16 protein-coding genes and 3 pseudogenes are annotated in these 18,239 nt (G+C 52.7%); 9 read left to right on the forward strand and 10 right to left on the reverse strand.

Annotation, left to right across the window (positions count from 1 at the left end; genetic code table 11):
• Positions 1-128: 128 nt before the first annotated feature.
• Positions 129-644: pseudogene (locus M5G17_RS11545) on the forward strand (DNA-binding protein); the annotation flags it as partial.
• A gap of 117 nt (positions 645-761) precedes the next feature.
• Here the strand turns inward: M5G17_RS11545 and M5G17_RS11550 are convergent.
• The 5 genes from M5G17_RS11550 to M5G17_RS11570 all read right to left on the reverse strand — a co-directional run bounded on the left by M5G17_RS11550 (position 762) and on the right by M5G17_RS11570 (position 6,444).
• Positions 762-1,730, reverse strand: coding sequence for an HNH endonuclease signature motif containing protein (locus M5G17_RS11550; protein ID WP_273893046.1), 969 nt, complete (start codon positions 1,728-1,730; stop codon positions 762-764).
• A gap of 100 nt (positions 1,731-1,830) precedes the next feature.
• The gene (locus tag M5G17_RS11555) at positions 1,831-4,788 is read right to left on the reverse strand and encodes a Tn3 family transposase (RefSeq protein ID WP_273893047.1); all 2,958 of its coding nucleotides are present in this window, start codon (positions 4,786-4,788) and stop codon (positions 1,831-1,833) included.
• Between the two features lie 3 nt (positions 4,789-4,791).
• Entirely contained in the window at positions 4,792-5,352 is a 561-nt protein-coding gene (locus tag M5G17_RS11560) for a recombinase family protein (protein ID WP_273893048.1), read from the reverse strand.
• 130 nt (positions 5,353-5,482) lie between these two features.
• Positions 5,483-6,082: a tetratricopeptide repeat protein gene (locus M5G17_RS11565; protein WP_273893050.1), complete on the reverse strand. Its 600-nt coding sequence runs from the start codon at positions 6,080-6,082 to the stop codon at positions 5,483-5,485.
• Between the two features lie 47 nt (positions 6,083-6,129).
• Positions 6,130-6,444: a hypothetical protein gene (locus M5G17_RS11570; protein ID WP_273893051.1), complete on the reverse strand. Its 315-nt coding sequence runs from the start codon at positions 6,442-6,444 to the stop codon at positions 6,130-6,132.
• 246 nt (positions 6,445-6,690) lie between these two features.
• Between M5G17_RS11570 and M5G17_RS11575 the strand changes: the two genes are divergently transcribed.
• Genes M5G17_RS11575 through M5G17_RS11590 form a run of 4 tightly spaced genes read left to right on the forward strand, consistent with a single transcriptional unit; the run spans position 6,691 to position 8,412 of the window.
• Complete coding sequence (locus M5G17_RS11575) at positions 6,691-7,431, forward strand: head GIN domain-containing protein (RefSeq protein ID WP_273893052.1); 741 nt, start codon at positions 6,691-6,693, stop codon at positions 7,429-7,431.
• A gap of 6 nt (positions 7,432-7,437) precedes the next feature.
• On the forward strand, positions 7,438-7,857 hold the full coding sequence (locus M5G17_RS11580; RefSeq protein ID WP_273893053.1) for a hypothetical protein: 420 nt from the start codon (positions 7,438-7,440) through the stop codon (positions 7,855-7,857).
• A 7-nt stretch (positions 7,858-7,864) separates the two neighbouring features.
• On the forward strand, positions 7,865-8,137 hold the full coding sequence (locus tag M5G17_RS11585) for a CopG family ribbon-helix-helix protein (RefSeq protein ID WP_015060662.1): 273 nt from the start codon (positions 7,865-7,867) through the stop codon (positions 8,135-8,137).
• The gene (locus M5G17_RS11590; protein WP_273893055.1) at positions 8,137-8,412 is read left to right on the forward strand and encodes a type II toxin-antitoxin system RelE/ParE family toxin; all 276 of its coding nucleotides are present in this window, start codon (positions 8,137-8,139) and stop codon (positions 8,410-8,412) included. Before M5G17_RS11585 ends, M5G17_RS11590 begins: the two co-directional genes overlap by 1 nt.
• Positions 8,413-8,624: 212 nt before the next feature.
• Here M5G17_RS11590 and M5G17_RS11595 read toward each other — a convergent pair whose 3' ends face one another.
• Entirely contained in the window at positions 8,625-8,867 is a 243-nt protein-coding gene (locus M5G17_RS11595; protein ID WP_273893056.1) for a hypothetical protein, read from the reverse strand.
• A gap of 262 nt (positions 8,868-9,129) precedes the next feature.
• Between M5G17_RS11595 and M5G17_RS11600 the strand changes: the two are divergent.
• Positions 9,130-9,615 (forward strand): annotated as a pseudogene (locus tag M5G17_RS11600) (cointegrate resolution protein T); the annotation flags it as partial.
• Positions 9,616-9,799: 184 nt separating this feature from the next.
• Here the strand turns inward: M5G17_RS11600 and M5G17_RS11605 are convergent.
• From M5G17_RS11605 to M5G17_RS11615, 4 genes are all read right to left on the reverse strand, one after another.
• Positions 9,800-11,614 carry a coiled-coil domain-containing protein gene (locus M5G17_RS11605; RefSeq protein ID WP_273893057.1) on the reverse strand — a complete coding sequence of 605 codons (1,815 nt, stop codon included), beginning with the start codon at positions 11,612-11,614 and terminating at the stop codon, positions 9,800-9,802.
• The gene (locus tag M5G17_RS27625) at positions 11,614-12,099 is read right to left on the reverse strand and encodes an ABC-three component system middle component 2 (RefSeq protein ID WP_420793354.1); all 486 of its coding nucleotides are present in this window, start codon (positions 12,097-12,099) and stop codon (positions 11,614-11,616) included. The genes M5G17_RS11605 and M5G17_RS27625 overlap by 1 nt, the downstream gene beginning before the upstream one ends.
• Positions 12,100-13,188: an ABC-three component system protein gene (locus M5G17_RS11610; RefSeq protein WP_273893058.1), complete on the reverse strand. Its 1,089-nt coding sequence runs from the start codon at positions 13,186-13,188 to the stop codon at positions 12,100-12,102.
• A 385-nt stretch (positions 13,189-13,573) separates the two neighbouring features.
• The gene (locus M5G17_RS11615) at positions 13,574-14,950 is read right to left on the reverse strand and encodes a hypothetical protein (RefSeq protein WP_273893059.1); all 1,377 of its coding nucleotides are present in this window, start codon (positions 14,948-14,950) and stop codon (positions 13,574-13,576) included.
• Positions 14,951-15,338: 388 nt separating this feature from the next.
• Between M5G17_RS11615 and M5G17_RS11620 the strand changes: the two genes are divergently transcribed.
• From M5G17_RS11620 to M5G17_RS11630, 3 genes and pseudogenes are all read left to right on the forward strand, one after another.
• On the forward strand, positions 15,339-16,085 hold the full coding sequence (locus M5G17_RS11620; RefSeq protein ID WP_273893060.1) for a hypothetical protein: 747 nt from the start codon (positions 15,339-15,341) through the stop codon (positions 16,083-16,085).
• Between the two features lie 244 nt (positions 16,086-16,329).
• A complete protein-coding gene (locus tag M5G17_RS11625) occupies positions 16,330-17,739 on the forward strand; it encodes a hypothetical protein (protein WP_273893061.1) in 1,410 nt (469 codons plus the stop codon).
• A gap of 61 nt (positions 17,740-17,800) precedes the next feature.
• A pseudogene (locus tag M5G17_RS11630) lies at positions 17,801-18,172 on the forward strand (transposase); the annotation flags it as partial.
• Between the last annotated feature and the right edge of the window lie 67 nt (positions 18,173-18,239).

Here is an 18,239-nt window from a genome sequence, read left to right on the forward strand (position 1 = left end):
TGCCTATCCTATTCAATAACTCTCCATTATTTTATCTGATTTATCCACCTGAAATGTGCTTTACGTCAATCAAATTTAGTATGTAAATACGTAATACGTAATTCACCACGAAATTGAAGGAGCAAACCATGGCCCGTGGCGGCATCAACAAGGCGTTGGTTCAGAAGGCGCGACAGGCAATCCTGGCGCGGGGCGAGAATCCCAGCATCGACGCGGTAAGAGGCGAACTTGGCAATACCGGCTCGAAGACCACCATTCACCGCTACCTGAAAGAACTCGAAAGTGTAGAGTGCGGCCGGAATGTAGCCTCGATCCCGCTCAGCGAACAGCTGGCCAATCTGGTCGGCCAACTGGCAGATCAGTTAGGGGAAGATGCGCAGGCGGCTGTGGCCCTGGAGCGCGAACAACTGGCACGCGAGCGGCTTGATTACCAGAACCAGGCTCGGCTGGCCGAAAGCCGAATCCAGCAGCTGGAAAGTCAGTGCAGCGGCCTCGCAGAACAGTTCCAGGCTGTCCAGCAAGCGCTACAGCAGGAGCAGCAGCAACGCCAACAGGCCGAGGTCGAGAATGCGCGCCTATTGCAGGCGAATCGCGATATGGGGGAGCGCCTACAGGATCGCGACGGGCAAATTCGCTCGCTGGAAGGGGAGCCCGCAGAATTCGGAAAAAATCGTACGCTAAGGTTTTTCGGGCAGGCATAGCACTCGAAACTTCAGTCCTCCAGCCTGCTTGCATGCGGCCAGAAGCCGTTGCGCAACGGTTCAGCCGAACCTCTTGGCGTAGGTAAGTAGCTGCTTGTTGAGGTCATCGGCGTATGGCGCATAATGCGCTTCGCGGTGACAGCACGGGCACAGGGCCACACAGTTGTATACACGGTCTGACTTCTCGGCCCCTAAGATGTGATGAACATCCAGGAAGCCAGGGAAGTCCCGGCGCTTGCCACAATCCTCACGTTCGCACGCAAACCCAGCCCTTTCGAGTACAGCTCGGCGTACATGCGGGTCGCGACGAACCTCCGAGCGAAGCACGGACACGCGCTCACCTTCATCCCGACCCAGAGACGAGTAGTCCGGTGCCGGGCAGTCGTCGTAGGTATCGTCAACCAGTTCCGACTCCCTCGTATGGGGAGTGAGCTTGGCTAAATCGATCACACCCGGCCACTGCCACAGTGCATCGGCCACCTCGTGTCCGTCAGGTGTCCGGTCATCCTGTAACCACAGAGTCGGGCTGGTGCCGTTCTGAGCGTGATTCTTCTTGGCTCGTCCCTTCAATTCACGGCGTTGCAGGTCATTGCTGACCTCGCGCTGGCGGTTCCAGATGGCATGAAGGCTTTCGATAGGAATGAGCGCGGCAAAGATGATGGCGCCTTCGTCACGCTGCACGAGCAAATTGTGAGTGAGCCCGCGCTTCGTGTCTCGCGATGTGATGTGCTCCAGCGTCGCATCCCATCCACCTTGGCGCAGGTGCGCCGCCAACTGAGCCGCTGCGTATTTCTTCTCGTTGGGATTTCGTCCATCGCGCCGCCAGCACAGTCGGACGCGCATGCTCAGTACCTGGCCATCAGGAGTGCGGATACTGATGAACTGCTGAGTGGCCACGCCCGTTTGAATTCGCTTGTCGGCAATGACAACGTAGCCTCGATCATTCAGGAATGGCGCTAGTGCATCCCTGGATAGTTTTTCCGCAGCATGACTTTCAGGCCCCCGGAAAAGGCGATCTCCTTTCGACATTTTGACACCCCTGCTGTTGGTCTATGACGAAGCCATGCCGAGATAAAGGGAAATTTCACTCATTTGGTTCGTAACTAGCTGTTTTTAGAGTAGTTATTACTTATAGCTTTCGCAGTGGTCGGTACTTCCCGTCTTCCAACCGGCGACTCTGCCGCCAGACGTAATCGCCAGTCAGGTTGATGTGCTCCCAGCCCAGCGGCGACAGGTACTGATACTGGTCGGTATTCACCGGCTTTCCGGCGTCAGCCAGCCCCTGGGTGGCCCGTTCCAGGTAGACCGTGTTCCACAGTACGATAGCAGCTGTAACTAGGTTGAGGCCGCTGGCCCGGTAGCGCTGCTGCTCGAAGCTCCGATCCCTGATTTCACCGAGGCGGTTGAAGAACACCGCCCTGGCCAAGGCGTTGCGCGCCTCGCCCTTGTTCAGCCCAGCATGCACACGACGGCGCAGCTCGACGCTTTGCAGCCAGTCGAGGATAAACAGCGTGCGCTCAATCCGGCCCAGCTCCCGCAGGGCCACGGCCAGACCGTTCTGGCGAGGATAGCTGCCCAGTTTGCGCAACATCAACGAGGCGGTGACGGTGCCCTGTTTGATCGACGCGGCCAGACGCAGGATCTCGTCCCAGTGAGCGCGGACGTGCTTGATGTTCAGCGTGCCGCCGATCATTGGGCGCAGTGTCGGGTAGTCCTGGACACTCTGCGGGACGTACAACTTGGTTTCGCCCAGGTCGCGGATGCGCGGCGCAAAACGAAAGCCCAGCAGGTGCATCAGGGCGAAGACGTGATCGGTGAAGCCCGCCGTGTCGGTGTAGTGCTCCTCGATCCGCAGATCTGACTCGTGATACAGCAGTCCATCGAGCACATAGGTCGAATCCCGCACACCGACATTCACCACGCGGGTGCTGAACGGCGCGTACTGGTCGGAGATGTGGGTATAGAACAGCCGCCCCGGTTCGTTTCCGTATTTCGGGTTGACGTGCCCGGTGCTCTCGCCTCGACCGCCTGCGCGGAAGCGCTGGCCGTCGGAGGATGAGGTGGTGCCGTCTCCCCAGTTGGCAGCAAAGGCATGGTTGAACTGGTTGTTGACCAGTTCAGCCAGTGCCGCCGAGTAGGTTTCGTCGCGGATGTGCCAGGCTTGCAGCCAAGACAACTTGGCGTAGGTCATGCCCGGACTCGACTCGGCCATTTTGGTCAATCCGATGTTGATGGCATCACCAAGGATTGCGGACAGCAGCAGCGTCCGATCCTTGGCCTGAGCACCATCCTTCAGGTGGGTAAAGTGACGGGTGAAGCCTGTCCACTCATCCACGTCCATCAGCAGTTCGGTGATCTTGATGCGGGGCAGTAGCCGACTGGTCTTGTCGATCAGCGCCTGAGCCGTGTCCGGTACCGCCGCATCCAGCGGCGTGATTTTCAGTCCGGACTCGGTGAGGATGGCGTCGGGCAGTTCGTTGTCCTTGGCCAGCTTGGCGACGGTCGCCAGTTGCTGCTCCAGCAGCTGCAAGCGTTCTTCCAGATACTGGTCGCTGTTGGGGTTGATCGCCAATGGCAGCGCCTGTTCCTTCTTGAGCGCGGCAAACTTCGCGGGTGGCAACAGGTAATCTTCAAAGTCACGGAACTGCCGTGAGCCCTTGACCCAGATGTCGCCGGAGCGCAGCGAGTTTTTCAGTTCAGACAAGGCGCAGATTTCGTAGAAGCGCCGATCAATACCTTCCGGCGTGATCACCAGCGGTTTCCAGCGCGGCTTGATGAACGCAGTCGGTGCGTCCGAGGGCACCTTGCGCAGGTTGTCTGCGTTCATCTCGCGCAGCTGCTGGATGGCATCCAGCACACGTTGCGCTGCCGGTGCTGCCCTCAGTTGAAGCACTTCCAGAAAGGCCGGGGTGTAGCGGCGCAGCGTATTGAAGTTCTCGCTGACCAGGTGCAGATGGTCGAATGCCTCTGGACGGGCCAGCAGCTCGGCATCGGTGACGCTCTGGGCGAATTCGTCCCAGGGGATGACCGCCTCGATGGCGGCGAAGGGATCGTCACCCGACGCTTTCGCGTCCAGCAAGGCCTGACCTATTTTCGAGTACAGGCGCACCTTGTCGTTGATCGCCTTGCCCTGTTTCTGGAACTGCTGCTGATGCTTGTTCTTGGCGCTGCTGAACAGCTTGATCAGAATCCGGTCGTGCAGATCTACCAGTTCATCGGTCACCGTCGCGGTGCTTTCCAGCACCACGGCCACCAGGGTTGCGTAGCGCCGTTCGTTCTCGAACTTGCCCAGATCCTGAGGGGTCATCTGCCCACCTTCACGGGCCAGCTTCAGCAGCCGGTTCTGGTGGATGCTCCGGTCGAGACCTTCAGGCAGGGCCACCAGCTGAAAGATCTTCAGCCGCTCGATGTGTTCCATCATGTGCCGCGAATTCGGTTTCAGCGGTGACTGCCGCAGCCAGGTCAACCAAGTGCTGTTGCTGCCTGCTTTGAGGGTCAACAGTTCGTCGAGCTTGTTGCGATGCTGCTGGCTCAGCGGCTCGATCAAGGCACGGTAGACCCTCCGATTGGCTCGTGCCACGGCTTCGGAACAAGCCCGATCGATCACCGTCAGCGTGGGCAAGATCCGTCGTTGCTGACGCAGGCTCTCCAGAGCCTGACCGGCCAGTAACAGGCCTTTGTCGGTTTGCTGGGCCAGGTCGGTCAGCTCGCGTACCAGGGCACGAAAGTCCGACAGCCCAAACGGCAACAGACCGAGGTAGGTACGCAGCTCCTGGGCGTGCTCACGGCGGGTGACATCGCGCTCACCGTACTTCGCCCAGCTTTCGGGAGCCGCCTGAACCTGTCGGGCCACCCACTCAATGACCGGATCGGGCAAGACGCTGTCGCTGGCCAGCGCGTAACCGGGGTAGCGCAGCAGACAGAGTTGCACGGCAAAGCCGAGGCGATTGGCATCACCCCGGCGCTGACGGATCAACGACAGGTCGGACTCGTTAAAGGTGTAATAGCGGATCAGATCGTCCTGGCTTTCCGGCAGCGCAAGCAGAGTGTCGCGCTCAGTGGCCGAGAGTATCGAGCGACGCGGCATGTATCAGTCATCCGTGCGAAGGTACTGGTAGAGGGTTTCCCTACTTATACCGAACTCACGGGCTAACTGGGCTTTTGGCTCGCCGGCAGCGGCCCGTTGTCGGACTGCGGCGGTCTGTTCGTCGGACAGGGCTTTCTTGCGGCCCCGGTAAGCGCCACGTTGCTTGGCCAGGGCAATGCCCTCGCGCTGTCGCTCGCGAATGAGCGCTCGCTCGAACTCGGCGAAGGCCCCCATTACCGACAACATCAGGTTGGCCATGGGCGAGTCGTCACCGGTGAATACCAGGCCTTCCTTCAGGAACTCGATACGCACGCCGCGCTTGGTCAGCTTTTGTACCAGGCGCCGCAGGTCATCCAGGTTGCGCGCCAAGCGATCCATGCTGTGAACTACAACGGTGTCACCCTCGCGGACGAAGCCGAGCATGGCCTCCAGTTGCGGACGCTGGGTATCCTTGCCAGAGGCCTTGTCGGTGAACAGTTTGTTCACCTCGGTTTGTTCCAGCTGGCGTTCCGGGTTTTGGTCGTAGCTGCTGACCCGGACATAGCCGATACGTTGTCCCTGCAAGGTGCCTCCCTAGGCTGGCCGCTGGTTACGGGTTTGGGGAGCAACGGAACAGAAAGTGCTTTTAAGCCCTTTGGCGACCCGCAAACCCTTGTGCCGTCTGCTCTGTTCGAGAGAGCGACCGTTATATGATTTAGCGGTTAGATAAGAGGTCCTTTGCTTGCGCCAAGAACTCTTTCGCCGAGCTCGTGTTCAGCTTCAATAGCATTGAATGAGCGTGGCTGACGCCTTGTTCAACGCCACATTTCGCATAGACAAGACCAAGATTTTTGATGCTATTCGTATTTGTTGGATCAGCATCGACAGCTTTCTTGAATGCTTCAAACGCACCTTTGTAATCATTATTGTTTGCATAGGCAACGCCAAGATCATTCCATATATCGGTAGCCATAGGGTCAATGCGTGCTGCTTCTTTAAAGGCCTCGATGGAAAGCTCGAATTTCCCCGACTCACTGTAAGCGTGTGCGAGCCGATACCATAAGGGCGCAGCGGATAATACTTTACCCATAAAGTCCACAGGGTGAGGTGGAGCAAATTCTATGCCTTTACATAATATTGCTATTGCCTCTGCCGGCCTCCCCAATTTTCTAAGTGCATCTCCCATCGCCTGCCATGCGAAGACATTTTCTGGCTCCTCGACTACCCATTGATTTGAGAAGTTAAGCAATTCGCGCCACTGGTTGTTCTTCTCAAATTTTGCTGCAAGTTCAAGGTTTTCAAGTTTTGCTGTCATCAGAGTCATCCTATATCGATAAAATACGTTTTGATTCTCGTTTCCTATCACTCGTTGACGATCAGCGGTTGTAAGTCCCTCTCCAACCCTTGTGCCATTTCTTCTGCTTCGACCAGAAAACAGCGCAAGCTGAATTGCGCCGCTTGGGCGAATGTCATGGCGCCACTGGTCCACTCCTCCAAACCCATCGGCTCCGTGGCGGTGCGGTTTTGAAAATCATTGAACCAGGAGCGCTGCTGAAAAGCCTTGGAACTACGACATTTTTTGCAGGTGACACGATCATTGAGGGAAGTGCTAACCAGGTCGTGGTTGTTACGACCACAAGCAATTTCCTTGGACCTGTTGGTGTAGTGCAAAACCATCATAAGCTCCTATGTTTTTCTGAGGCCCAGCAAAGTGTCAGGCTGAAATCTAAGATCTACGCTAGCACACGTCAATAAAATAAATTAACGGCTCTAATCTGACACTTTGTTCTATGGCCTCCTGACATCAGGTTAGGGTATAGCCCAACCTGACGGCACGCTTGACGGCGCATAATTATTCATTATGATTAATTATGAATCGAATTGACGCAGATCTACGCTGAACAAATCACCAAGGATAGACCGATGAACCATTTCAGCCCATTGACTCTCCAGGATGCTACCCATCGCGACTCCGCGTGGGAACGCGCCGCCAGCTATGAGAAGGAAGAGCGCCCCATCCGCCCGGTGCGCAAAATTGTGGTCAAGGGCGCGGTGGATGTAGTGTTCTTCCGCTCGCCTTCGGCGCACTTGGTCGTGGCCGGGGAAAACCAGGAGGCAATTCGTAACATCAAGACCCGCTTCGAGGGTGACAAGCTGGTCATCGAGCAGGAAGGTGTTTCCATCAGCGGGGGTGGGGGCAATATTCATGTTTCTGGCACCGGCAACATTTTTGTGGGTGGTACGATCAATGTCGGTGGGCGCCAGGGCGGTGTCACGATGCAGTTCAAAGGTCGTTGTATTGTTGGGGTCGCACTGCCTGAAGCACCAAGCATCCGTATCAAGGGCAGTGGCGACGTGACTTTGTACGACCTTCAGCAGGCCGTCCTCGATCTCGGCGTCCAGGGCTCGGGGGACATCACGGCTTTTGGCCAAGTGGATCTTCTTGACGCCGAGGTGGCCGGATCGGGTGATGTGGATGCCAGTGAGCTGGTGGCAACATCCGCCAAGCTGTCGGTGGCCGGCTCCGGCGACATCGACGCTTATGTCAGCGACTCCGTGAAGGCTCGCGTGGCAGGATCTGGCGACATTGTGATCCGTGGTAACCCACCGATCCGCGATCATTCCGTTGCCGGTTCAGGCGACATCAAGTTCAAGAAGAAGTAACGCTCCATGAAGAATGACCAAGAACGAACCGAGCTGTTGCAGCAGATCAACAAGCTGCTGATGGCAGTGAATTCGATGCAAACCTGCCTCGAAGCGCCCGAGGCCACGAGCGCCGATGGCCGCTTCGACATTGCCCGCACCAACTTGCGTATCACGGCCAACGAGGCCGCGCAGGTTGTCGAACTTCAGCGAGGCGCGCAGGAGCAGCGTCAAAAGTCTCGCCAAAAGGTGACGCTGGCCACGTCGTTGCTTGCCGGCGCTGAAGCGTCGGAATGGCAGGCCAACAAGCTCAAAACTATTGGTGATGAGGCCGGAGCACGCCAGTCCAGCGAACATGCCGTTACTCTGCGCCGGATGGCATCGGATGCGGCGGTTACTGAACGCCGGCAGAGCATCCACCTTGTACCGACCATTGATCAGGAGTAACCCCATCATGGCAACTACCGCGAAAACCCGATCCGTCACGGCTCACGTCCCTGTGCAACTGGCCGAAAAGGTCGATTTGATGGCTGAGCGCCTGGAGCGCTCCAAGAACTGGATCGTCAAGCAGGCTCTGTCCGCCTGGATAGACCAGGAAGAAGAACGTAGTCGTCTGACCCGTGAGGCCTTGGCCGATGTGGATGCTGGTCGCGTGATTGATCACCAAGCTGTCCAGGCCTGGGCTGATAGCCTCAGCACCGACACTCCATTGCCGGTACCGCGCTGATGGAGTTGAAGTGGACAAGCAAGGCGCTTTCCGACATTGCCCGGCTGTATGAGTTTCTGGCGGCAGTGAATCAGCCTGCCGCCGCACGAACAGTGCAGCAACTCACAGCCGCACCTTCCACGTTGCTGGCCAACCCGCGCATCGGCGAACGCCTGGAAGAGTTCGAACCACGGGATGTGCGCCGAATTCAGATCGGCCATTACGAGATGCGTTACGAGATAGTGGATTCCACTATCTACCTGCTGCGCCTGTGGCACACCCGTGAGGATCGGTAGCGGGATGACAGTAGTCGCGATTGGTGGTTGGGTAGTGCCGGAAAACATCAACCTAACTGGACAGTGACCGCTCGGAAAATCTTAGTGGCGATTAGCGCGCAGTAGACTGATGTTTGATCCAAGGGGGGCTTTGACGAAAAACCATTCTGAAACAACTACCTACAGCGCCAATGTCCTAAATTTCCTTTATCTCGGCATAGCCGGTAGTCCGCTCAGTCATACCCAGCACGCGCATCGGCGATGTATTGCAGTGCGTCGGCTTTGCGCTCAGCCGAGCAGTCGGCGTGCTTTACCAGCGTCTCACATAAGCCATAGTCTGCATTGACCAGGGCGCGCAGCAAACCCGTGCACAAAAGAACTTCATCGTCGTAATCGTCCTGCAACTGCTGATACTGCGCGCTCAACTCGGTAATACGTGCTTCAAGCTGTTCAGAGGGGTTCTCGATATCGGCCATGTCGGGTGGATTCCTTTCAGTACTGCACGCTGGTTGCGAACACATTGACCGATTCAGTATAGGCCACGGCCCGTGGGTCTTCGGGAGCCATGCGGGTGGAAGTGGCCAGCCGCACCTGGCACACATAAAAATATATTTAATTTCATAGCGTTACAGAACGAATGTCCTAATTTTTGCCTTATCTCGGCAACCCCACCTCATCTGGCCGGCACTAGAGCCCGACACCTTAGCGTACGATTTTTTCCGAATTCTGCGGGCGCCCCTGGAAGAAAAGCACCAGCACGCACGCGACGCCTTGGAGCACTATCGCCAGGCCCGCAAGGAACAGCGTGAGCAGGAACAACGTCGACACGAGTCGCAGGTACAGCAGATGCAACTTGAGCTAAAGCAACTGCAACAGACCTTGATAATTAAACAGGACGAGCTGACACAGCTAAACCGCGACAATGCACGCCTGCTCACCGAGGCGTGGCAGTTGCAAAAAGAGCAACATGCGCAGCAACAGCTACTGGCACAGAAAGTTCAGGCCCTTGAGGCCTTGCAGATCTCGCTGGCCGGTGCCGAGCGCTTGAATGAAACCCTTGAGCAGCGTTGTCGCACTTTGCAGGATGAGGTGTCCCGACTGGGCGAGATTTCCGCGACCCAGGCGCAGCAAGCGCAGAACCTGGAGGCACGCTTGGTCGAAGCGACTGAACGGCTGAAGCTACTAGCACCGCTTGCGAACAGCGATGGTGCATGTGGCGCATGAACCGGCACACATGCCAGAGCCATCTGACCAGCTATTACAAGGTAAGTAAAAAAGCTTCGCCTTGACTCTTCGTGGAGCCGACAGGTCATAAAAATCAATATATATCAGTCCATTATAGAACAAATGTCCTAATTTTCCCTTATCTCGGCATCACCCCATATAACCTCTCAAAGCCAATACAACTCTACAGAAGACCAGCTCTTCCCTCATGTGGATTGTTTGTAAAGACCGTCAAATGCACACTTGGCAAAGCTTCTTGTGGCGGATGCTGGTTTTCAATGATTACTATCTGGCTACCGCTACCATGGTGACGAATTAGGTATTCATAAAAATTTTCTTTTAAATTGCTTCCTCTCAAAAGCAAATCGTCGTCACCTTCCGGCGCAAAATAGGCAAGAAGCGGAGAATCTAGAACAAGGAACCCAGGGTGGGGCAGCGAATTCTCCTGCGCATACTCGAGCAATCCTAGGCTAACCGCTGCATGCGTGATGGATCGCAACCCCTTTCCGCGGCTGCCCCTAGGTTTACCGTCGATAATAAAATCGCTGGAACCCTTATCAAATACAACCTTACATTCACCAGGAAAATTCCAATCATTCAAAATGGAGGAAATTTTGTCTGATAAAGAATTTCCTATAGTGTCAGGAATGCTGACAACCGCAGTTGTCTTGCCACCAGACGAAGACCCTTCTTTCTCCAATGCCAGTTTACGTTGAGTCAGTTGCTCGATGCGCTCAAAGCCGTTAATATTCTTTGAAATATCTTGCCGCAACTCAACGAGCTTTTCAAAGTCAATTTTATCTTCATCTTTACGCGGAGAAAGCGCGTCTTTTAAAGAGACTTCGATTTCACCATATTCTTTCTGCCGACTTGAATAACCTCTTGAAAGCTCTTCAGCTTCAATCTTTAGTTCATCAATGGTTAGAACTAGATCTCTCCTGAGCTGTTCAATTTTGGCGATTTCAGCTGACGCTGCCAGCACAGCAGATCGCAGATCTGCTTCATCGTAATCTTCGAGATGCTGATTACAAGGTGCAGCACCGCACATAGGGCAATCCACTTCATCTACATAGACGAGCATGGAGCCACTCTCTTTTATGGCCTCTAAGCGCTCAAGATCCACATCATAATGGTCACGCAAGAGATCAAATCTTGTGAAAAGGTCAGCGATTTCGTCAAGTCGCTCCGACACCAACTGGCATTGAAATACATTATTTTGCCGGCGTTCCAAAAGTTCGGAAATTAATTCCTCATTAAGGGCAATTGATTTCCGATGTCGCTCCAGCGTAGCTCCGAGCTTCTCGAGCTGGATTTCAAGCTCTTCGCGCTTGCTATCACCTAAGTCAACGGACAGCTCAGCAATCAAGTCATCAAGCAATGAAATCTTGCCTGAATTATCAATAACTTTAACCACCGGGGTATTGATTGCGGAGTCATCCATTCCGGTCACGAGCAACTTAACGGTTGATAACTCAGAGGTCTTAGTAGTGAACTGACCACTCCAAAATGGCGATCCCTTAGTAGCAATCTCTTCTTCTTGGACAATTACCAGCCTCGCAATGTTTCGGAATCCGAGGCTCTGCAATGTGGATTTCGCGGCACTTTTCAGAACCTTCTTGCCGAGCAGCCCAAGCTTGTCAAGCAGGAACCCCGAAAGGTTGTCGGTAGCGCCGTGAGAGTGAGTAGCCTTTAGAACCGTAGATCCCTCCTGATCGCTCTCAATCAGCTTGAAGCCCCCACCATTCAGCGAGCGCTCTAAATCCCACTGTCTACCAGAGCCTGACTCTAACGACAAGGTGATACGATCATATCCAACCAACTCATCAATTTTTCTGAGTTCGGAGCCGCCCAACATGTAATCTATTGTCTCAGCCAGATAGGATTTACCTGTATCCGACGAACCACAAATTACGTTCACACCGTCAAAAAAATCTACATGTCGTTCATCGGTCGGGCCGGAAAACTGAACACGTCGTAATTGGAAACTGCACTCACTCATTATTCAGAGCCCCTCTGCTCAAAAGCCTGGAACTCACTCGTCCACCTGAAGATGCGATGAGTAACTTTTCGAACCTCTTCCGTGGGTGTATTCCCATACCTTTCATAGGCCCATTTGGCCCTGTCTAATAACTTTAGCGAGTAGCTAGATCTAAGTGAAGAAATGAAAGGCTGAGCGGAATCGGTAGCGATGTAGCTGAAGCCTTCATATGACGCAATCCGACTTAATAACCCACGTCTCACCATCAGCTTCAAACCTGACTCTATTAATCCTCTACGCACAAGAAGCTCACCGGCTCGCAACGGCAATGGTGCATGTAAGCTTCTTGGGCCCCTCGCATCCTCAGAGTGCACTACCAAATAGTCCATCTCTACCAAACGCTGTAGGTCCATTGCCATCGGAAAGGCAGCCGTGAGGATAGCTAGTGACCGTACCCCGGTTTCCAGAGGGCCATTGAAAGGGCTCTTTACTGTGGGCTCATTCATTTAAGGCACCCACGTTAAACGATCGTCATTTGCCAACTGATGGCATATACCCTGGCGATCCTGAGTTTTGAACGCCGAGGCAAGAGCATTTGCTGAAGCAGCAATGGTTGTAGAATGGGTGATAGTGGCCTTCATTCGTGCAAGTCCGTCTGCGTAATCGCCTTCACAAACATCCACAACCCCATAATATATCTCTTCCTGAAGGGCTGCGAAGGTACCTTCAGGGACTGTATCTCTCGCGAAATTCCTTAAAGACTCGGCGTGATAAAACCGCTCTCTCTGTCGTAAGTAATCTCTTTTGAGTACACCATGAGGCTCTAGGTCAGCCTCATCGGATATAGTCTTACTCAGATAATGTCCATAAGCATCGAATATTTGGCGAATATAGCGGCTTTCACTCCCAGCCGGTACCACTGGAGGCTTCAATGAGTCAGGCCTAAATGGAAGTCCGCCACCAAACCTCACGGCATGGAACTGGGTTCGACTATGGCCATCAATTAATTCGACAACAGATTTTGAAGAGAAAATGGAAAAATCAAATGATTGAAAGTGATCGAAAAGATCGCCCGACAGAGAAATCTCCATGGTCGAAGTTATCCCACTCTTACAATACTGCACCCAATTCTCTTCCGCCTTGAATTTCAGTTCATCTGGGTCATTCAAAAGCTGTTCTAAGGTAGTGCCAATATCTTGAGAGCCAGCAAAAAAATGCTTACGTGGAGGGATATAATATCCCTTGAACGAATAATAAATTACCTTACCGATCTCGACCCAGATATCACTCGGTCTCAGCGGGTGAGCGTACCGCTTGCACTGATAATTGTCCCACGTACCTTTAAAACCTTCGGGAGAACAAAAACCAGCAATATCCACACCCAAATCCCCCGATCCGCCGAAGCGGCGGACTTTTGGGTATTCGGTCTTCAGGCTACTCCCCCACTCTTCTACGAACTCCTCCCATTCGTCTGGGCTGAAGCTTCGAACACGAAGAGGCTTAGGTAGTGGGATACCGCTTATCACATGCGTCGCGGATGCGGAGGACGTCTGTTCCCTCGGGGTAATTTCTTGTAGATCGATTTCCGAAATCACAATGCTCGCCTGCCATGTTAGAGCAGTGGCCCTTGGGTGTCCGAGGAGCCAATGGTTTCACTCCCGGATCCAAAAACGTCCGTGCTGGGGGTGGGGCGACGCTAGCAGAATGCCACTGATTCGTCCATTGCCATGCGTCCGCAGCACACTCAAGGAGGAATACCGTTGGAGCAATTCGTGGTAGATGCCACGGTGAATGCGACTGATGGAACAATCGCCCGCTGATGAGAGGGTCACTCAGCCCATTAGGCCCGAGAGTTATAGTGTTGGAGAAGGCGTATACATGCTCAGCAGTCCGCCCGGTGAGCACTCTAACTCTCAGGCGTCGCGGTTGCCGAACCACTCGGGCTTTACCGCACCTGGATGCTCTGCCATCTGATAAGCGTCAATTGAGGACCTGGACGTAAGCCCTGACAGCAAATTTCGGCTTCGCATTGACCTGAAACTCATACATGGGACCTGTGTACGAAAAAATATTCAGCAACAGCCGATAGAACAATGTAAGCGAGGTGCTGATACGCTCACGCACTCGTCGTTCGCCTGCCTCACTGTTCTCTTTATAGGTAGGGTGGGCAGCTGAATTGCGAAGATCACTCCATGCTCGCTTTTCCTCCTTCATGACCAGCCCCATATCAACCAACATGCTAAGTGCTTTAGCTGCATGGATATTGCCCCACCGCTCAACGCTCGATATCAGCGTGTTCCTATGATCATCCCGGCCATCAAGCCTGAGAAGCTGCTCAATTAACGCGGCTTTGGCGGCCACCAGCTCCTGATCAACGCTATTATGCTTAAGCGCCGGGATGAAGACATCGTTAAGCAACCCTTCAACAGCCACGCTGAGGGTCAGGATCGCAATATTGTTCTCAGACTGAAACGCATGCCAGATTCGCTGCCACTGGCTATATGCGCTATTGAAGCGCAATGGGTTATCCCGCTTCACTACCAGCATCGACGTAAGAATTGCAAAATGAGAGGAGGGAACCCCCTCCCCATAAGCGGCCTCAGTGATCGGAGCAGGAATCGTCTTTCCGTGCAAATCTTTGCGTATAGATTTGAAGTACATGGCGCCATCACCGCCTTTATATTTTATCAAGCAATATGGCTGCGGAAGAATCCCCGAAGACAACCCGATATAAAAAAGAAGGGACTGATAAAGGTCATCTGGATCAAAATCACCTCTGGCACGAACCTCAACCCGATCCTTCTTGTTAATTATGTTGACTTTTACTCCGTCAATCTGAATCTCAGTTTCATTCCAAGAGCTTGATTCACTCCCATAACTATTTGACTCAGTATTCATCTTGTTTGCGGGCGTCCGAGCCTTGCCTTGCATCTCAAAATACATGTAGTTATTCGAGCGCTGCGTGTGCGAATCATTGTCAACGAAATAAATCTCATTGAAATGAATGTGCATCCGGTAAGGTGCTTGCCGATTGAATACGCTAATCCGAATAGAAAAACCTTGGGCGAATACTTTGTCGCCGTGAAGTGATAGCGCCTCAAGGTAAAGCTTTTGGCTGTGATCGAACGAATCATCTGGGAATACAGTGTGAAATCCAGTCGTCACCTGAGTATTTACGTTATCAGCTTCAAGGCATATGAATTCAAGGTAGATAGTTCCTACTTGGTTAACCTTGAAGAGGCCATACCCATTTAGCTTCACCCCACCTTCACGCTTCTGGCTAATGCATACATCTACACAATGCAGCTCTAATTGACCGCCATGCATACTATCGATGAGTTTTTCAGAAGCTAACATCTCTACCCTGACTCCTTTTCCAATCCGGCTTCAGCGTTCAACGCCTCAACGAGCCCCATATCTAAAGCCCCATCACCCCCTGGTCACGTCCAGCCGAAAGGGCTGGTCGTCAGCGTGAGAGCCATATCATGAAGGGCATGCACGCAGCGTGTCGACCACCTATCAGGTCAAGACGCCCAACAAGTGTGTTTGAACGGGTACCAGATCACCGATTGTTACTATCACTTTGAGGCCTTCGAGATTGTTGGGTACGATGCCTATCCGAGTATCAAAGCCTCGGTAGCCGTTTAATCCCTAGCTGGGTCAGTGATCAACTGCAGATGCATTCAGAGCGCCGTGATCGTGCGGCGCAAGCGCTACCTTCGTCCACACAAGAGGTTTCCAAGGAATGAACCGATCAGAGCGCCGCAGGTACGAGAAAGAGTTTCCAAAAGCCCTCAAAAAGGCTGGTGATAATTGCGGGATCTGCCGCAAGCCACTGCAACACAACTCCCGTACCTTTGGCGGGGTGCTGGCGGATGGGAGGGCTGCGCTGGCAGGTGAATGCTGCCAGAACCAACTCGATATCGTCATGGGGTCTGGGATTTACATTAACCAGAATACTGACGCCATCATGGATGCCCTAGGCCAGATGAAAGGTAGATCAGGTGGGGAGCGAGTCTCTGACGCACTGGACGCATCCAGACGCATCCAGGCGGGTATTGGAGGCTTGGAAGATTTTGTCGAGCGCGCAAAGCAGCGGGCGGGAGTTACAGGGCCTGTCCAACGGATTTCACTGACTGACACACCATGGAAAACCGATGACGCTCAATGGTTCGAGAGCCATCCCGGTCGGTCTCACCGGTTGCGGCCAATGCATCCTGGAGAGGAGGAGACTCTGCCAACCGAGATGAAGGAGGCTGGCATCCCTGACGGGCACCGCTGGGAGATCCTTGTGCGGCAAATCAAGCAAGGTCAGCGTGTTCGCTCAGCCTTTTGCCGCGACACCCGCACCGAGATTCCCGATGTAGAGGCGGTCATTCACGCAATCTTTGACACTGTAGCTCATGCCCAGCACGCAGGCACAATCACTGTTGAGGAGATTGCCGCAATGGCCAAGCGATATCAAATTTCCGAGGGATCAGCACCTAACTGATCAATGGCACCGCTGGCCATTTAGCATTCTGTGTGATCACACTTTACTTGGTCACCTATTTTCATTGGACTTGGCCTTCACACCAGGTGGCCCTGCTAGGCAGAAGCTGATTGCAGCCCATCACGAGAGGTAGCCAAGGGTTGGCCGGTGACAGTCGTGCGTTAGAGTGAGCGTCATGCATAAGCGTGGATTTCGCTATTGGCTTGATTATTTAACAAATTATTGAAATTTACAGGGAAGCTGTATGAGTGACTTAGCTAGCTACTCACACGAGAACAGATACAAGATATCAGGGAATATTCTTAATAGGCTGCAGGCAGTAATTTTCGAACTAAGCAGTAGAATTGTTAGCTCTAGATCCGAAAACACTCATGATGGTTCTGGTAAAAGTATTGAATTCTTAATTGAGTGTGCGGTAGATGAGGTGCCAGCAAAGCTCCTAGTGACAGTTAATATTGATACCGAATATCTCGGTCCAATTAATATTGTTTTGCAGGAGGCGCAACAAACTTTAGGAGTTATAAGCCTTAAGTATTTTTCATTGACGCTGGTAGATCGAATCATTGGTGGTGAATTTAATGGTGAACTTAAGCGTTATACGATCAGAACTTACAGTAGGTATTTTTGCTCTCACCCTATACAAGATGAAATTCTAATAAAATCTGATTTTAAGTTTTTGTTCAAACCTTTTTTCTGGACTAGTAAGGAGGAGCCACTTACAGAGCAAATATTGATGCTTGACGTAGAGGTTGATGCGGTCAATGTAGAGCATGCAAGGAGCTTGGCATACAATTACACTTCTGATGTGAATTCGTATCTTTCGATTTTGCTTGATGTAGGCTTTGAGATGGTGAATTCAGAGTTCCGGATAATAAAGATCAAGGATGGCAGCGGCGGCTTAAATTTAGGCAGATGGCGAACCGGGTTTATAGATTATGAACTAGGGCTTTTGGTGAAAGATAATCACTATGGCCTTAAGGAACTTGCGAATGTCGAGCATGTAAACTCTTTTCAATCCGGGAAGTTGGCTGTTAATTTTTCTAGCGAGCGACCGGATGGCGGTCTTGAATATGTCTCTACCGCAGTGATTGATGTGTTTTCAAACAATGATTTTCTTGAGAATTTGTATTCTAATCATACAATCAAGAGAGCGCGCGCAAGCGGAATTAGAAAAGACGATGTCCCCATAAGCAAACTTCCACACTACCCAGACTTTGAAATAAAAATGCCATCGCTTACACGCAGGTTTTTTAAGTCAATCTCTTTATTGGAGCATAAAAAAAAGGCTGCTTTTTTGGCATGCTCTCGTATGTATAACTTAGCTCATACTGCGGGTGGCCAGCAGCCGACGCTAGGTCAATCATATAAAGTTTGTGCTGTCGAAGCGCTTGCCAAGTGCGAGGGCTTATCATTCTCACAATTTATGGTTAAGTACTCGTGCGGTGATTTTGATAAAAACATTTCTGACTATTTTTACGACCTAAGATCAGGGCATTTTCATGCGGGAAAATTCTATTTCGAAGAATTTTCGGTGAATTTTCAGCGCGAAATCGCTCTGGAGTTTTCTGCTAAGGTAGAAGATCTTCAGAATTTTAATCGATATTTACGATCGGCCATTATAAGTTGGGTGGAAATAGAGTTAACTTCCGATTAGTGATAGGCTCTATACGAGATCCCGAGAAACCCAATCGCCGCCCCTCGGGAGCTGAACCATTGATATCAGCTACACCCAGCCTCTGCTGGACGAAGTTAGCATTCCTTCAAGCCAGCGTGGTCGCCCGCGCAAACGCTGTAAATGGCTGCTGGCCGACAAGGGCTACGACGCCGAAGCGCTACGCCGTTACTGCGATCAATATCGAGTGCAGCCTGTCATCCCGCTGCGATCAATGAAACGTAAACCCAAGTCAGGCTTACCCAGGCTGTCTGATCGCCCCAAGTACCGGCAGCGCAACATCATCGAGCGCATTTTTGGCTGGCTGAAAGACAATCGCAGGATCGTGACCCGCTTCGACAAGCTTGCGATAAGCTATGCCGCAATGGTCTCACTAGCTGGTTCCATGCGGTGTTTGCGACATCTCTTTTCGTACGGAGCCTGGCGCACCGAATCCTTTCTATTTCAAGCGGCCAAGGCCTTTGGCGGCTTGGAAGGTTGGG

This window comes from Pseudomonas rubra, from assembly GCF_028656935.1.
GTDB classification, from domain to species: domain Bacteria; phylum Pseudomonadota; class Gammaproteobacteria; order Pseudomonadales; family Pseudomonadaceae; genus Aquipseudomonas; species Aquipseudomonas rubra.

Bases quoted from the DNA above. Each gene is read 5' to 3' on its own strand.
- M5G17_RS11550 (WP_273893046.1), bottom strand. From the start codon at position 1,730: ATGTCGAAAGGAGATCGCCTTTTCCGGGGGCCTGAAAGTCATGCTGCG.
- M5G17_RS11555 (WP_273893047.1), bottom strand. From the start codon at position 4,788: ATGCCGCGTCGCTCGATACTCTCGGCCACTGAGCGCGACACTCTGCTT.
- M5G17_RS11565 (WP_273893050.1), bottom strand. From the start codon at position 6,082: ATGACAGCAAAACTTGAAAACCTTGAACTTGCAGCAAAATTTGAGAAG.
- M5G17_RS11570 (WP_273893051.1), bottom strand. From the start codon at position 6,444: ATGGTTTTGCACTACACCAACAGGTCCAAGGAAATTGCTTGTGGTCGT.
- M5G17_RS11575 (WP_273893052.1), top strand. From the start codon at position 6,691: ATGAACCATTTCAGCCCATTGACTCTCCAGGATGCTACCCATCGCGAC.
- M5G17_RS11580 (WP_273893053.1), top strand. From the start codon at position 7,438: ATGAAGAATGACCAAGAACGAACCGAGCTGTTGCAGCAGATCAACAAG.
- M5G17_RS11585 (WP_015060662.1), top strand. From the start codon at position 7,865: ATGGCAACTACCGCGAAAACCCGATCCGTCACGGCTCACGTCCCTGTG.
- M5G17_RS11590 (WP_273893055.1), top strand. From the start codon at position 8,137: ATGGAGTTGAAGTGGACAAGCAAGGCGCTTTCCGACATTGCCCGGCTG.
- M5G17_RS11595 (WP_273893056.1), bottom strand. From the start codon at position 8,867: ATGGCCGATATCGAGAACCCCTCTGAACAGCTTGAAGCACGTATTACC.
- M5G17_RS11605 (WP_273893057.1), bottom strand. From the start codon at position 11,614: ATGAGTGAGTGCAGTTTCCAATTACGACGTGTTCAGTTTTCCGGCCCG.
- M5G17_RS27625 (WP_420793354.1), bottom strand. From the start codon at position 12,099: ATGAATGAGCCCACAGTAAAGAGCCCTTTCAATGGCCCTCTGGAAACC.
- M5G17_RS11615 (WP_273893059.1), bottom strand. From the start codon at position 14,950: ATGTTAGCTTCTGAAAAACTCATCGATAGTATGCATGGCGGTCAATTA.
- M5G17_RS11620 (WP_273893060.1), top strand. From the start codon at position 15,339: ATGAACCGATCAGAGCGCCGCAGGTACGAGAAAGAGTTTCCAAAAGCC.
- M5G17_RS11625 (WP_273893061.1), top strand. From the start codon at position 16,330: ATGAGTGACTTAGCTAGCTACTCACACGAGAACAGATACAAGATATCA.